10 protein-coding genes are annotated in these 14,251 nt (G+C 54.0%); 5 read left to right on the top strand and 5 right to left on the bottom strand.

Going from position 1 to position 14,251, the window contains the following annotated elements; all coding sequences use genetic code 11:
* Nucleotides 1–684: 684 nt before the first annotated feature.
* Nucleotides 685–2,343: an acyl-CoA dehydrogenase family protein gene (locus tag CCB157_RS12035; RefSeq protein WP_077616136.1), complete on the top strand. Its 1,659-nt coding sequence runs from the start codon at nt 685–687 to the stop codon at nt 2,341–2,343.
* A gap of 189 nt (nt 2,344–2,532) precedes the next feature.
* Here the strand turns inward: CCB157_RS12035 and menC are convergent, their stop codons facing one another.
* Nucleotides 2,533–3,657 (bottom strand): o-succinylbenzoate synthase, encoded by a 1,125-nt coding sequence (gene menC, locus CCB157_RS12030; protein ID WP_077616134.1) that lies wholly within the window; start codon nt 3,655–3,657, stop codon nt 2,533–2,535.
* Between the two features lie 884 nt (nt 3,658–4,541).
* Between menC and CCB157_RS12025 the strand changes: the two genes are divergently transcribed.
* From CCB157_RS12025 to CCB157_RS18375, 4 genes are all read left to right on the top strand, one after another.
* Entirely contained in the window at nt 4,542–5,345 is an 804-nt protein-coding gene (locus tag CCB157_RS12025; RefSeq protein WP_077616133.1) for a VOC family protein, read from the top strand.
* A gap of 405 nt (nt 5,346–5,750) precedes the next feature.
* Nucleotides 5,751–6,656, top strand: coding sequence for an ATP-binding protein (locus tag CCB157_RS12020; protein ID WP_077616132.1), 906 nt, complete (start codon nt 5,751–5,753; stop codon nt 6,654–6,656).
* 252 nt (nt 6,657–6,908) lie between these two features.
* Nucleotides 6,909–8,801: a vWA domain-containing protein gene (locus CCB157_RS12015; protein WP_077616131.1), complete on the top strand. Its 1,893-nt coding sequence runs from the start codon at nt 6,909–6,911 to the stop codon at nt 8,799–8,801.
* 551 nt (nt 8,802–9,352) lie between these two features.
* Nucleotides 9,353–9,772, top strand: coding sequence for a CotD family spore coat protein (locus CCB157_RS18375; protein WP_369688676.1), 420 nt, complete (start codon nt 9,353–9,355; stop codon nt 9,770–9,772).
* Nucleotides 9,773–9,925: 153 nt separating this feature from the next.
* On the opposite strand, the gene CCB157_RS12000 is transcribed toward CCB157_RS18375, so the two are convergent.
* The 4 genes from CCB157_RS12000 to CCB157_RS17660 all read right to left on the bottom strand — a co-directional run.
* The gene (locus tag CCB157_RS12000; RefSeq protein ID WP_158077296.1) at nt 9,926–10,834 is read right to left on the bottom strand and encodes a C40 family peptidase; all 909 of its coding nucleotides are present in this window, start codon (nt 10,832–10,834) and stop codon (nt 9,926–9,928) included.
* A gap of 242 nt (nt 10,835–11,076) precedes the next feature.
* Nucleotides 11,077–12,279 carry an MFS transporter gene (locus CCB157_RS11995; RefSeq protein WP_077616128.1) on the bottom strand — a complete coding sequence of 401 codons (1,203 nt, stop codon included), beginning with the start codon at nt 12,277–12,279 and terminating at the stop codon, nt 11,077–11,079.
* 157 nt (nt 12,280–12,436) lie between these two features.
* Nucleotides 12,437–13,717: an ArsB/NhaD family transporter gene (locus CCB157_RS11990; protein ID WP_077616127.1), complete on the bottom strand. Its 1,281-nt coding sequence runs from the start codon at nt 13,715–13,717 to the stop codon at nt 12,437–12,439.
* 286 nt (nt 13,718–14,003) lie between these two features.
* The coding region (locus CCB157_RS17660; protein WP_439951322.1) for a hypothetical protein at nt 14,004–14,251 on the bottom strand (248 nt) is incomplete at its 5' end.

The raw sequence follows: 14,251 nt of genomic DNA, 5'->3' as shown, positions 1-14,251 counted from the left end.
TTTTGTTCAGTTTTCAAGGAACGATTCCAAAAGAAGATTTCCTATCGGCAACTATTTCATTTTAACAACTTGCCGATCTTAATGTCAACAACTTTCTTTCGGTCATTCATGAACGCGTCAAATACGCATCCACATTCGCTTGCTTCAGAAGCGACGGTAATTATATTAGCACCGTTAACATGGTGCGTCAATACATTTATGATAGGTAAAATATACCAAAACCCATCTCAAGAAAACGCCAGGGGCACCTGCAGCTCTAGTGTTTATGCGTGATTTTCATCTCACACGGCCCATCGACATAATATGTAAAGCAACAATAAAGGTCTCCTCCAGACAAAAGACACGTTTCCCTAAACAATCAATCCAGAGGCTGACGAAAAGCGGCGGCAAAATCACGGATCGTATGGCGGAGAACGATTTCTCCAAATCAGTTGTCCGCATCAAGCGGCAGACCGCGCGATAAACGCCGGGGTTATTTTCCAAATGCCTTCACACATAGCGCTCGAATTTCTTTTAAAAATTTTAAAATATCCTTCTTCTTTATTTACGCTTCTTGCCGCTCGCGGTATACTTTTTAAAAAGTGCGATGAGCGCCACGACGATGGAGCGTTTCCGGATCACGATAAAATTGTAACCGCTTTATTTCTCGTGAAAAACTTTAATACAATGGGGGGAAATCTTTCGATGAATCGATATCGCGAGGACCATACGTTCATCGATCTATTAAAGCGATCTCTCGATGAACGCTTTTTTGAATGGGCAGACAAGGAATTGGCGCACTTTGCGGAACGAACGATCATTTATGATGAACGGGCCAGGCATACCGATCGCGAAGGGCAGCCCCGTTTGATTAAATACGATCGGTACGGCGAGGACATTTCGGAAATTTGGGTGAACGAAGGCTACCGCCAAACGGCCGATGAGGTCTATCGCACAGGAATTGCCGCCTATCCGCATAAGCCGATCCCCCAATTAGAAGAAAAAGGCAATTACATTTATGCTTTCGCCCAAAGTTATCTCCTGTCGCAAGTGGAACCGGGATTGTACTGTCCCGTCACCTTGACCATGGCCGTCGCTTACCTCCTCGATCATTTTGCGGATGATTCCTTAAAGAAAAAATACTTGCCGCACGTTATATCCACCGGCGAAGTTCCCCTCTATGAAGGCGCCACCTTCTTGACCGAGCGCCAAGGCGGATCGGATGTCGGAGCGAACGAAACGAAGGCGGTGACCCGGGGCGATCATTACCTTTTATATGGGGAAAAATATTTTGCAAGCAACGCCGGGCGCGCGGGAGTCGCCGCCGTCCTGGCACGCATTGAAGGCGCCGGATCGGGAACCAAGGGGTTGAGCTTATTTCTTGTCCCCTGGCGCCGCGAAGACGGTTCCCTCAACGGCATTACCATTCGCCGTTTAAAAGATAAATTAGGCGTGCGCGCCGTCCCGTCCGCTGAAGTCGTTTTTCATGGAGCGAAAGGCTTTCTGATCGGCGAAGCTTCCAAAGGTTTTTATTACATGATGGATGCCCTAAATTTGTCGCGTGTTTGCAATGCCGTGGCTTCCGTAGGGATCATGCGGCGCGCGTTTGTCGAAGCGCGCGACTATGCCAAGCGACGGACGGCCTTTGGCGCGCGGTTGATCGACTTTCCCATGGTAAAAGAAACCCTCGGAAAATTGGCCGCGCGTCAAGATGCAGCTTTACGGGCAACGTTTGAGTTGGTGAAGCGCTTCGACGACGTCATGGGAAAACCGCGCGCAACGAAAGAAAGCGATAAGGCGTTGCTTCGCCTGTTGATCGCCTTATTAAAAGCGCGGACGGCGGCTGAAGCCATTGATTTCGCTCATGAAGCCATCCACCTGCATGGCGGAAACGGCTATATTGAAGACTTTGTCACCCCGCGATTATTAAGAGATGCGCAAGTGCTGACGGTTTGGGAGGGAACGGAAAATATTTTGGCGCTTGAGGTGTTGCGGTTAATTCGCAAATACCGAATTCACGAAGACTTCATTGGTGACGTCCAAGATATGTTGGCGTCTATGCCGGAATCGCTCGCGTCTCTCACCCGACCCGTGCGGGAAGGCATTGAACGGCTTCATGAACATATCCGCCGATTGACCAAGGCAAGCGAGGAATGGCAAACCCTCTATGCAAAACGCATCGCCCATCTCATGACGGATGTATTTATGAGCGCCGTCATCCTTCGCGATGCGGCCGGCCCGGATCGCACATCTAAAAAAATCTCCGCCGCCCATATCTTCATTGAGGAAATCTGGTCGAATCCACACGATTGGGAGAAAGGAAACAAGGCATATACGCATGTTTCCGAGCTCGTGGATTTATAATTTTGTGCAGCCGGCGCACCGCCCTGTTAAAAGACGTTCGTCGAATGGCAGGCGTTGCGTCGGTCCTGCATTTTCTGGGTTCTTGCCGCGGATTGGGTTGACCATCCGAACCGGCCAAGTAAACGGCTGGACGCCGATGATGTGAAATGTCGCGTGAATGCAAAAAATCCCGAGGAAATCCGGGATCCATCAAAAAACAAATTCTTTTTTAGCCACCGTAAACGCTTCAAGCGCTTCTTCATCGACGGCGTATCCGATGCCGGCGCCGTCCGGCACGCGGATGGTTCCGTTTTCGGCCACCACCTCGGGGACAATGATATCGCGGTGCCAATACCGATTCGACCCCGACGTATCGCCGGGAAGCGTAAAACCTTCCAAACTGGAAAGGGCGATGTTATGAGCCCGGCCGATCCCCGCTTCAAGCATGCCCCCGCACCAGACGGGAACGTCCCGCGATCGACAGTAATCGTGAATCCGCTTGGCCGCGGTCAGCCCGCCGACGCGGCCGATCTTAATATTGATGATCCGGCAGCTGCCGAGTTCGATCGCATGGCGCGCGTCATCGAAGGAGTGAATGCTTTCGTCGAGACAAATCGGCGTGTCGATGTGTTGTTGCAGACGAGCGTGATCGACGATGTCGTCATGGCCGAGCGGTTGCTCGATCATCAATAATCCGTAGGCGTCGAGCGCTTTCAAGCGATCCGCGTCTTTTAAAGTGTAAGCCGAATTGGCATCGGCCATGAGCGGAACGTCCGGAAACTCGCGCCGCACGTTGTCGATGAGGTCGATATCGCGGCCGGGTTTGATCTTAATCTTTATCCGCTTGTATCCGTCGGCGAGCGCTTTCCGAATCACTTCGAGCAGAGCGTTCATATCTTTTTGAAGGCCGATGCTGATGCCGACGTCGATCGTTTTTTTCTTTCCTCCGAGCGCACCGGCGAGCGACACCCCTTTGCGTTTGGCGTATACGTCCCAAATCGCGCCTTCAACAGCGGCTTTGGCCATATTGTTGCGCCGAATCGGACGAAAAAGGTCCGTCACGTCATCCGGATGGCGAAGAACTGCCCCTTTTAGAAGCGGTATGAGAAAATCCTCGATGACGTGCGCGACGGTGCCGACGGTTTCCTCCGTATACCACGGCGTATCAAAAGCGACCGATTCCCCGTAACCCTTAATTCCGTCACGATCAACAATTTCGATGATGAAGAAATGCTTGTCCTGAACGGTTCCGAAGCTCGTCGAAAACGGGTGCTTAAGGCGCATGCGCAGTTTTCTCATTACAATTTTTTGTATGGCGAAGGTTTCGGCTCCCATCTCATTCCTCCGGTTTCTCCAATCTTAACGATCGCCCGGCGCATAAAGCATCGGACGCGTCGGCTTGCCACCCGGCGCTCGCAGCGCCTTGCCAACCTTTGTTCATCCTGACATTTATATAACGGTATTGAACCGGCGCCTTTTAAAAAACCGGACGGCAAAATTACGCCTAGCACAGAATTGGCGGATGAGCACGCGGCCGGATGTTTTTCAAGGCAAGCAAACAATGTGACAGAGACCTTGCCGGACAAACGGTATCTATCGTCGCCCGCCGCCCCGGCCGATTTTCCCGTTATCCCCATTTTTGCCACTCTTGCCAAACGGCTCATATCGACCGGGATCCAGCCGCGAGATTCTTTCCCCTCAAAGGAATCGCTAATCCATATTATATCTCTTTGTGCAGGACGAGTGAAAACCGCGGTGCGTCACAGCAAGCGGCTTAAGCATCCGCTTTTTTAAGCGGGCCAACGCCGCATTCCGAATGGACCAGGCAACCATGCGAGATGTTAGACGTTTCTAGATGGATGGCCGCTAAGAAAACTACGGCGTGGATTCCAATGAACCCTGGCGGCGGCGAATCGCTTTCATGGAAATTCAACCGCTTGGGAGGATGGCATCGTTCAGGTACAATGAATAAAAAAGCCGTTCCATCGTCTGCCGAGAAGATGAAACGAATGCCTGTTTTTATAATCATTCAAAAAAGGCGGCGAAACGCCCTCATTGACCGCGGCATTCTGTGCCAAAGCCCCGGTTGGACGGACGCTTGCGGGTGACAAAGAACATGGTGCGTGTTGCGAAAATGATGTCGGTTGAAGCTTGGGGAGATCATGAACGGCGAGCCGATGGGTGCAAAAAATTAAAACACTTATAAAGGGGGATGCCGCATGTCCTTGACATTTCGTTTCGACCACGCGGTCTGTGTGGCCCGCGATCCGTTCCAATCATTGAAAGACGCAGAAGCGGTCGGGTTATCCGCCGCAGCGGGAGGCCGCCATGAAAAATGGGGCACGTACAACAGCCTTCTCCACTTCGGCCTTTCGTATATTGAGTTTCTCGGGCTTGAAGATCGAAACCGGGCGGCCGCCGTGGCCGACAACTCATTGATCCGTCAGCTGGTCCGCGAACAGCCTTCTGGGGAAGGGTTGATCCGTCTTGCCTTGCGCACCAATCAAATGGAGGACGCCGCCCGTCATTTTCAAAGGCAAGGCTTGCGGGTGACGGGACCGATCCCGGGCCGCCGGGCGACGCCGGACGGACAAATTTTGGAATGGTCGATGCTTTTCATTGAAGAAACCGGCGAGGATCCTTTTTTCCTGCCGTTTATCATCGATTGGAAACAAACGGATGAAGAACGAGAACACCGGTTGCGCCAACTCGGCTTGCTTAAAAATAAAGGAAGACTCTCGGAAATCGCCACGGTGACCCGCGATGCGGAAAAAGCGGCGGCGACCTGGAAGCGTCTGTTTGGCGCGACGATCGAAAAACCGGCGGTCGACGAGCGGCTGAACGCCCGTATGATCCCTGTCTCGTTGGCCGGCGTCCGCTTCGCCTTCTACGAGCCGACCGGCGTCGGACCGGTTTCCGATCTCCTTTCGGCGCGCGGACAACGGCCGTTTCGCATCGTCATTGAAGACAGCGGTCTGAAAACGGCCCGCCGTTTAGCGGGCGCCGAAATGTGGTTTCGCTGATGTGAAAGGTTCCGTTTGCTTCTTGGAACTTTCTCCGCCGGTTTGCCGGCGTCATTCCGCGGCGGTTTCTCCGCGGAATTTTTTATGCGCTTCAAATCGCCGCCTATTCCTGAATACCTCTTTCCGTCGTCCAAACGTTTCTTGCGTACGAATGGGACGAGCGCTTGATTTTCCAACTGCCCATTTTTGTGTCGTTTAGGCCGTTACCCTGTTTTCGACGTTCTGCCGCTCTTTCCCTTCCATTCCGAGGACTTCTTGGCATTGAACGGCGCCGGCGCGCGGCAAACGCCCCGACGCCCCCGCCCGCACATGTTAAAGCCGCGTTGAAACGATTTCTTGGCGAACCTTGCATTTTTTCATTATATTAATTAAGTGTCACATTTACATCGTTTGGAGGCCATTGCAATGATCGAAAGCGAACTGGCGCGGTATCCGCTCGCCGACCGAGTGAAGCGGATCGTGCTCGACATACATCGACGTGAAAAACAACTGAGCGATGATGAACGGCTGCTGATCGGATCGCCCGGCTATACCGCCAGCGATCCAAATGTGGTCGCCGACGCGGTTACGGCGCTGGCGCTCGGAAAAAATGTTCTCCTAAAAGGGCCGACGGGTTCCGGCAAAACCAAACTCGCCGAGCTGTTGTCGCACCTATTCCAGCAGCCGATGCACATGATCAACTGCTCCGTCGACTTGGATGCCGAAGCGTTGCTCGGCCATAAAACGTTGGGAAGCGACGGCGAAGGCCATTCGCGCATCGACTTTGTGCCCGGTCCGGTCGAGAAAGCGATGAAGCGTGGACATTTTCTTTACATTGATGAAATCAACATGGCAAGGGCCGACACGCTGCCTATACTGAACGGCGTTCTTGATTACCGCCGCACCGTTCACAATCCTTTTACCGCCGAGACCGTGCGCGCCAGCGAAGGCTTTGCCGTCATCGCCGCCATCAACGAAGGCTACATCGGCACGACGCCCCTTAATGAAGCGTTAAAAAACCGCTTCGTCGTCATCGACGTGCCATACTTGCAGGGCGATGCCTTAAAAGCGTTGTTGCGGCGCCAATCGAGCCTGCAAGATGACGTGTTGCTCGACCGTTTTGTCGCCTTAAGCCGTGATCTAATTTCAAAAGCGCGCGACGGGCAAATCGCGGAAGAAGGCGCGTCGATCCGCTCCCTTCTCGACGCCTGCGATTTAGCGGCGTTCATGTCGCCCCTGCGTGCCATCCGGCGAGCGATCGCCGATAAACTAGATGATGAACGGGAACGGGCCGCCGTCCTCACCATCGCAGAAACGCTCTTTGATTCTTAACTCAGCGCATTGGCAATGGAACGCGCTCCCTCTCATCGAACGGCGCCGATCGACAAACACAAGTGATCAAGTTCATAAACTTTCGCCGTCCCATGGACATTTTTAACCAATGGACGCGTATCCCTTGAAAGGGTGCCTTTGTAGCAACAGATCGATTTCCATGGCGAAAGTTGGCGATGCCGCACCCGATTCTTAAATGCGTCCGGTGCCGATGAACCGAGCAGACATTTCTGGGAAAGGAGGGGATTCTCATTGAAAGCCTTTAAATTTATGGAAAAACGAATCGACCCGTTTTTGCTCATGATCTTGACCGATCTCGCCCGCACGCTCGCGGAAGATCCCGGTTTGGAGGTCGACTTCGCCCTGCATTCGTACTATGACCGGAAAAATCGGCGGGTGACCATCAGCTCTTTTTGGGATCGGCTGCCGGACGAGCGCCGCATCGACGGAATGAAAACCGATGTCTATTTGCGCGCCTATGGCCACGCCCATTTCACGGATGAAACGGCTGTCGCCCGCTTCTTGTCCCGCCAAGACCGGAGCGACCATCCTTCCTTCGCCAAACAACTGTTGGCGTTATTCGAAGAACACCGCGTCGCCCGGCTGGCGATCCAGGACCGGCCCGGGATGAAAAAGGCGTTTATGAACCGCAGCGAATGGTTGCGGCGTTCCTACCGCCACCGCTATCACCGCCATCTTGCCCAAGGCGAGTGGACCGATGCGTTATTCTGCGGCATCGCCATACGCCTTGAAGGACGGCCGATCGCCTTAAAAACGCCGCTCGACGCTTGGGCCCCCCGCGTGCGCGCCGCCGCGGAAACGTTGCCTCATCTTGCCACGACTGAGGAGGTTTGCGCGCTCGCCGAAGCGCTGGCCAAAAACGTGCCGTCGGATTGGCCCGACATGACCGCCGCCTATGTCACCATCCTCACGGCGGAAGACAAGGCGGATGCCCGTTCTCTTGAAAAAAGCGCCAAGGCGTTAGCCGACACCTCTCCTGCAGAAAAAATGAACGGTGAGGAGGACGCCCATAACGAAAGGTTTTCCACTTGGCATCGGGAACAAAAACAGGCGGGCAACCACTTTTTATCGTTTGACCTGAACAAAGGCGCCAAAACGGATTTGCTCGGTACGGGCGAGCGAAAAATGGAAAACGGCGACCAGGCGTTCGCCACTGTTTATGGCGCGTCCCGCCGGTCGGACGGCAACCGCTATGACCGGTTACCGGAAGAACCGAAGACGGCCAGCGACTCTCCAAGCGGGCGCGATGCGCCATATGGCGCCGCCAACCGGCACGCCGAGGCGCATGACATCGAAGCGCGCCCGCCAAGCGCCGCAGACGCCGAGAAGTATCGCGCCCTGAAGGCGCAAGTTGCACCGTCTGTACGCACCCTAAAACGCACGCTGCAAAAAACGTTGGAACACCGAATGACAGCGCCCCGGCACGACCTGCACGCCGGCCGCCTCGGCAAGCGGCTCGTCCGCATCGCTACGGAGGAAAACCCGCGTCTTTTCTTCAAAAAAAGTACAACCGATCCGATGTTTGACGCGGCCTTTTACCTTCTCGTCGATTGTTCGGCATCGATGCACGATAAAATGGCAGACGTGCAAAAAGGGCTTGTCTTGTTTCACGAGACGCTTCAATCCCTCTCCATCCCCCATGCCGTCACGGGGTTTTGGGAAGACGCTTTAGCGGCGAAAGACCGTGTTCAGCCAAATTATTTTTTAAAAGCCGTCGAATTCGAACGATCGCTCCTTCCGGATTCGGGGCTGGGCTTGCTGCAGCTTGAGCCGCAGGAAGACAACCGCGACGGCTTTGCGATCCGCATCGCGACCGAGCGATTCATCAATCGACCGGAGAAACACAAATGGTTGATCGTCTTCACGGATGGCGAGCCGTCGGCTTATGACTATGCGGACAACGGCATCCTCGATACGCAGGAAGCGGTGCGAATGGCCCGCAAAAAAGGCATTCGGGTCATCGGCGTCTTCCTGTCGGACGGGAACGGCCGGAAAGCCGAGGCAGAAACGCTCAAAGACATTTACGGGACGGAAAGCTTGATCGTTCCGTCGATCAAAGACATCCCAGAATATCTTTCGCCGTTGCTGCGCAAGTTGATCCACCGTACGGCAGCGGTCGAATGAGCGATAAGGGGCGTTCTAAGACTTGCGCGCCATGCGCCAAGCCCAATGGGCTTGGTGCGCCATCGCCTTACGCCCCTTCATCGCACCTTTCGCTTCCGTTCGGCAGGCTCTGCGCGAAGCCGAATGCCTGCCATGCTCCCTATGTTCCTAAGAACTTTTTGATTTTGAGGGTCCGACACGCCGTGATGCATGCGGCTCTCCTCCACATCGCCCCATTCGCTTCTTTATTCAACATCACAAAAAGCAATCGTTTTTTATCATCGCGAAAAATCCGCCAAAACATTTTTTATCTTTCATTTCGATGCCTTCATTAAGCGAATGAAGCGCCCGCGTTTTCCTTTCGTGTTCAAATCGGTAGCCATTCGGGCTTCTCTTAAATGAAGCAGTTTCTTTATATCTTAGAAACGGTTGAGACCAAAAAGTTTTAACGAACGGGGTAATCGCACATTTTCCCATGAGTCAATCGTTTATAGGTTGCTGTCCATATCCCGGGACTTCTCACACACATAAATTATATCGAGATTTCAATTCAACCATACAGGTGAGGTGGTATGATGGAGCATTATAATGCCCCAAACATGGGCGGCAACCCCGCAAACGAGATGGCCAACTTAGGGATGACCAATGTCAACCTGCAGCCTAATCCGATGCCGAAAAAACCCGTGGCTGGCGTTCAAGAATGGATGCCGGAGCCGTGTGAACCGGCCGCATGTCCCAAGCCGTGTCCTCCCGTCGTCATGCCTGCCGTCGTGGATCCGACTCGACAAAATTTTGACCCGGGTGTTGAACAAGTCGTCATCGTCCCCCACATTCATCCGTCGCACACAACGCACCGGCATCACACCCATTATGTTAACGCCCATTACTTCCCGCACACGGAATCCGTCGTATGCACGGAAAGTTGCGAAGATATCATTTGCCCCCCTCCGCCATGTCCGCCGTGCGGTCCCCATTCCCATTTTGGCTATTGATGGAATATGAATCCTTTTTCGGCTGTCTTCTACGGCAGCCGAAAACCCGTTTTTTTACAAAATGCACGCCCACATATCGGACAACGGGGCAGCCGGACGCTTACCTGCTCGACGCGCGGTTCACCCGCTTGTTCAGCGCCGGGAATCCGTATTTCATATGAAACGGCAACCGCCGATGAACGACTCGGCGAACTTTTCGCTCCCCCATAAATCGATGCGCTCGATCGACCGGCCGGTTTGCGGAGCGTGCAGCATTTGCCCCGCACCCGCGTAAAACCCGACATGATGGACGGCGCCCTTCCCCTTCTCCCGGGCAAAGAAGACGAGGTCGCCCGGTTGCAGTTCACCCTTCTTCAGAGGTCTCCCCGCCTTAAATTGATCGCCGGCATCGCGCGGAATCGTGATTCCGAACCGTTTATGGACGGTATGAACAAATCCTGAACAATCAAACCCATAAGCGGACATGCCACCCCAAAGATAGTCCAAGCCGAGAAACCGTAACCCTTCTTCGACGAGCATGGCGCCCGTCGGCCTGACCGCCTGATCGAGTGCGGCGTCGCTCTTCCGCAACCGCTGTACGCCGTCGGGCGTCGCGACCGTATATGCCTCTTCCGCTTCGCCAACCAACGGCAGCCTCGTGCCATAACTCACTTCTAGAATGGGCGACTTTCCCGTTGGATCGTAAAGCCATGCCTTTGAAACCGTGACGACGACTGACCTGGCTCCTTCATATGGCCTCATCGTTTCACCATCCGCGAGCTGACGGACCGGCATCCATCCCGGATAGGTTTTCCGCCCGTTCGGACCCGGCTGTCCATGCACGGCGACTTCCGCCCAATCCCCGTCGCTTTCCGATACGGTCACCTTTGTCCCGTATAAGGCTTGGGTATCGACGCGTCCGACCAAATCTTTCTTCTCTTCATTCGTCATGGCGGCCAGCCATTCGTTCATTCTCACCGGGCGGTCGAGCGCAGGTTCATCGACGGCACGAGGAGCACCCGAATTTCTCCAAACCGCCGCGACGGCAACATTGACATAAGCGGTTTTCGGCGATTCGCTCATCTTTTTGCAAGATCCTCCCTTTCCCAGACACGCGGTGACGGCTATTGATACTATATTCTCCGCGTCGCTTCGGTTTCCTCGTGGCAGAAAAATTGGGAGCATGGAAGGGAACCGGCCCGACACGGCCTCTGCACGACCAGGGCTTGCTAAATCACGCTTATCATCCATACGAGATAGACAGGCAAAAAAGAAAACGCCGGGCCAAACGGAAGGATCGCCTTCCGTTGGTCCGGCGTTCGTTTTTATGAGGACGCATTGGCGTGGCGCAGCTTACGTTCGCTCGGAAGAAACAAGGCGAGTAACGCGCCGAAGAGCGGCAATATCAAAAAGAGATGGAATATGAAGTCGACGCCGTAGCGGTCCGACAGCCATCCCATAAAGGTCGCGCCGATGCCGCCGGCGCCGATGCCCAATCCGATCATCAGACCGGAAGCCAAGCCGACGTGGTCCGGCAACATCATTTGGCCGTATACAACGGTTACCGCAAATGAAGATAACACCAAAAAACCGAAGAGGAACAAGATGATGACCGCCAAAAGACCATGGGAAACAGGCAGCAGCCACGCGAACGGGATGGTCAAAGCCATCGAGCCGAGAAGCAGCCACTTATGGTCCAGCACATCCGAAAAGCGCCCCCCGAGAAACGTGCCGAGCGCACCGGCCAATAAAAATAGAAACGTCAACATATCGCCGATCCTTAGCGGAATGTGTTGATGCAAATAAAAGAACGGCAAAAAGCCGGCGACCCCAACCTGCGTCCACGAGCGAAGAATGACGATCAACGTCAGGAATATGATGCCCGGTATGTGTTTTTTTCCCGGTTTGGCCGCTTTTTTCCGATGAATCGCGTCAAGTTTTTCCCGATACCATGGTACGAGCGGGCCGGTCAAAAGGGCGCCCAACAAGCCGATGAACAAAAACCAAAACACGCCCTTGACGCCGACCGAAAGCAAAAACAGCGGCAACATCAAAGGCCCGAACGCTTGCCCCATGTTTCCGCCGACCTGAAAGATCGCCTGCGCCGTGCCCTTGGCGCGGCCGGCCGCCAAGTGAGCCCCGCGCGACGCCTCCGGATGGAAGAGCCCGGAGCCCAATCCCGATATGGCGATGGCGACGAGCAACAGCGGAAAGGACGGCACGAAGCCTGTCGCCGCAAGCCCTGCGCCGGTCACGAGCGTCCCTAAAGGCAGCAGCCACGGCTTCGGCCGGCGGTCGGTCAACAGACCGAAGACCGGCTGCATGACGCTGGAAACGAGATTGGAAACCAAAAGAATCGCGCCCGCCTGCGTATAGCTGAGATCAAACGCTTCCTTATACAAAGGCAGAAGCGCCGGGACGAGCCCGGTCGTCATCAAATCGTTCAAAAAATGGGCGCCGCCGAGCCGCCACAGCGCGTTTTTCTCAAGCCCCCGCGAATCTTTTACGGATACGGTTTGATCCGCCATTGTTCCGTCTCTCCTTCTCTTTCGATACACATGCATTATAACGAAAACCGAAGGAAAATTAAATCAAAACGAAGCCGTGCGGCCTTTGGGTGATTCAGCGGAACCCTTCCGGATTTCACCCGTTGATGAGCCGAGCCCGCGGGAATCCTTGCGGCGCCTACGCCAGATAGCGGAAAAACACATAGACCGTCGCCATGATGACGGTGAGAATCATCAACGGAAAGCCGATTTTCAAAAAGCGCATGAAGGAAAAGTCGTGGCCTTCATGGTCGGCCAATCCGGCAACAATGACGTTCGCGCTCGCGCCGATCAAGGTGCCGTTGCCGCCGAGACAAGCGCCGAGGGCAAGGCTCCACCAAACCGGTTCGGGGTTGGCGAGCCCCAATTCACCCATCTCCTTGATCATCGGTATCATCGTCGCGACGAACGGGATGTTATCGACAAAAGCCGAGGCCAAGGCGCTCAACCATAAGACCAACAGCGACGTCTTCGCGACATCCCCGCCGGTCATGTCCATCGCTTTTGAAGCGATCGCATCAATGACGCCGGTTTCCACCAAACCGCCGACGAGAACGAACAATCCGATAAAGAAGAAGATCGTCGGCCATTCGATCTTCATCAACGCCCTTTCCAACTGACGCTCGCCGGTCATCAACAAGAGCAACACGGCGCCGATGAGCGCGACGGACGCCGATTCCAAATGGATGGTCTGATGAAGGAAAAACCCGGCGATCGTGAGCGCCAAAACGGATAAGCTTTGGACGAGCAGCCGGACATCCGTGATTTCATCACGCTCATTCAATGCCATCAGCCTGACCCGCGCCGCTTCGTTCGCCTTAAGCTGTTTCCGGTAAAGGCCGGCCAATATCAACATGACCACGATGGCGATCAAACCGGATATGGCGGTGAGATTGGCAATAAACGCATTAAACGTCAATTCTTTAACCGCGCTGCCGATCATGATGTTCGGGGGATCACCGATCATCGTCGCCGTTCCGCCGATGTTGGACATCAGGACTTCGGATATGAGATAGGGAAAAGCCGGAACTTGGAGCCGGCGCGTAATGCTGAAGGTGACGGGCACGATGAGCAATACGGTCGTGACGTTGTCGAGAAACGCCGAACCGCCGGCTGTGATGGCCGAGAAAATCAACAAAATCTTGAGCGGACTCCCCTTAGCTTTTTTGGCCGACCAGATGGCGATGTAGTTAAATAGACCGGTCTCCGCCGTGATGGCGACGATGATCATCATGCCGATCAAAAGGCCGAGGGTATTGAAGTCGATGTGATGAATCGCCGCCTCCTGATCCAAGATGCCGAAAACAATCATCGCCAACGCCCCGAGCAGCGCGGCGATGGTGCGATGAATTTTTTCCGTGATGATGAAGGCGTAAACGATGACAAAAAGACCAAAAGCCAGCCAAGCTTGTTCGTTCATGTTTCCTCTCCTCCCACAAATGCTGGATACGGCCCGGCCGTTTGGAAACAGAAAACGGCTTCAGCCGAAAAAAGACAAAGAGGAGCCCGTCGGTTGACAGACTCCTCCTAAAAAAACAATGTTATTCATTTCAATTTCTAATTTGATTATAGCAAAAAACGGTTCAGTGATCCACCTTGATTGGATTGAGGATGCAGTCAAGCTTTTGTGGGCACTTTTCTTGTACAATGCAATTTGAAAGCGTTCTCCTATTTTCTTGGACTTCTTACGGAAGCTCTCTTAATGTTTAAAAACCGATCAGCCCTTTCAAAGTGCTGTGAATCATCGTGCCTGAAGATTGTTTCATATAGGGGATGTTGTCGCGTACATCATTTACGATTTGCTTGGTCAGCCTTTTACGGGTTTTGGTCTCTGGAGCCTTACGACCCGAACCGTTTGTTTCACGGTTCGGCACCCATTGCCCAAACCACGTTTTGACCTCCAACCGATCCTTGTCAGCAATCATCCATTGGGTCATCGCCTCTACACCGGCTG

This window comes from Caenibacillus caldisaponilyticus, from assembly GCF_002003465.1.
GTDB lineage: Bacteria > Bacillota > Bacilli > Bacillales > Sporolactobacillaceae > Caenibacillus > Caenibacillus caldisaponilyticus.
This window is presented reverse-complemented; position numbering and strand designations above follow the sequence as displayed.

What these genes read in the sequence shown, in the direction of transcription:
- CCB157_RS12035 (WP_077616136.1), top strand. Translation starts at nt 685, where the DNA reads ATGAATCGATATCGCGAGGACCATACGTTCATCGATCTATTAAAGCGA.
- menC (WP_077616134.1), bottom strand. Translation starts at nt 3,657, where the DNA reads ATGGGAGCCGAAACCTTCGCCATACAAAAAATTGTAATGAGAAAACTG.
- CCB157_RS12025 (WP_077616133.1), top strand. Translation starts at nt 4,542, where the DNA reads ATGTCCTTGACATTTCGTTTCGACCACGCGGTCTGTGTGGCCCGCGAT.
- CCB157_RS12020 (WP_077616132.1), top strand. Translation starts at nt 5,751, where the DNA reads ATGATCGAAAGCGAACTGGCGCGGTATCCGCTCGCCGACCGAGTGAAG.
- CCB157_RS18375 (WP_369688676.1), top strand. Translation starts at nt 9,353, where the DNA reads ATGATGGAGCATTATAATGCCCCAAACATGGGCGGCAACCCCGCAAAC.
- CCB157_RS12000 (WP_158077296.1), bottom strand. Translation starts at nt 10,834, where the DNA reads ATGAGCGAATCGCCGAAAACCGCTTATGTCAATGTTGCCGTCGCGGCG.
- CCB157_RS11995 (WP_077616128.1), bottom strand. Translation starts at nt 12,279, where the DNA reads ATGGCGGATCAAACCGTATCCGTAAAAGATTCGCGGGGGCTTGAGAAA.
- CCB157_RS11990 (WP_077616127.1), bottom strand. Translation starts at nt 13,717, where the DNA reads ATGAACGAACAAGCTTGGCTGGCTTTTGGTCTTTTTGTCATCGTTTAC.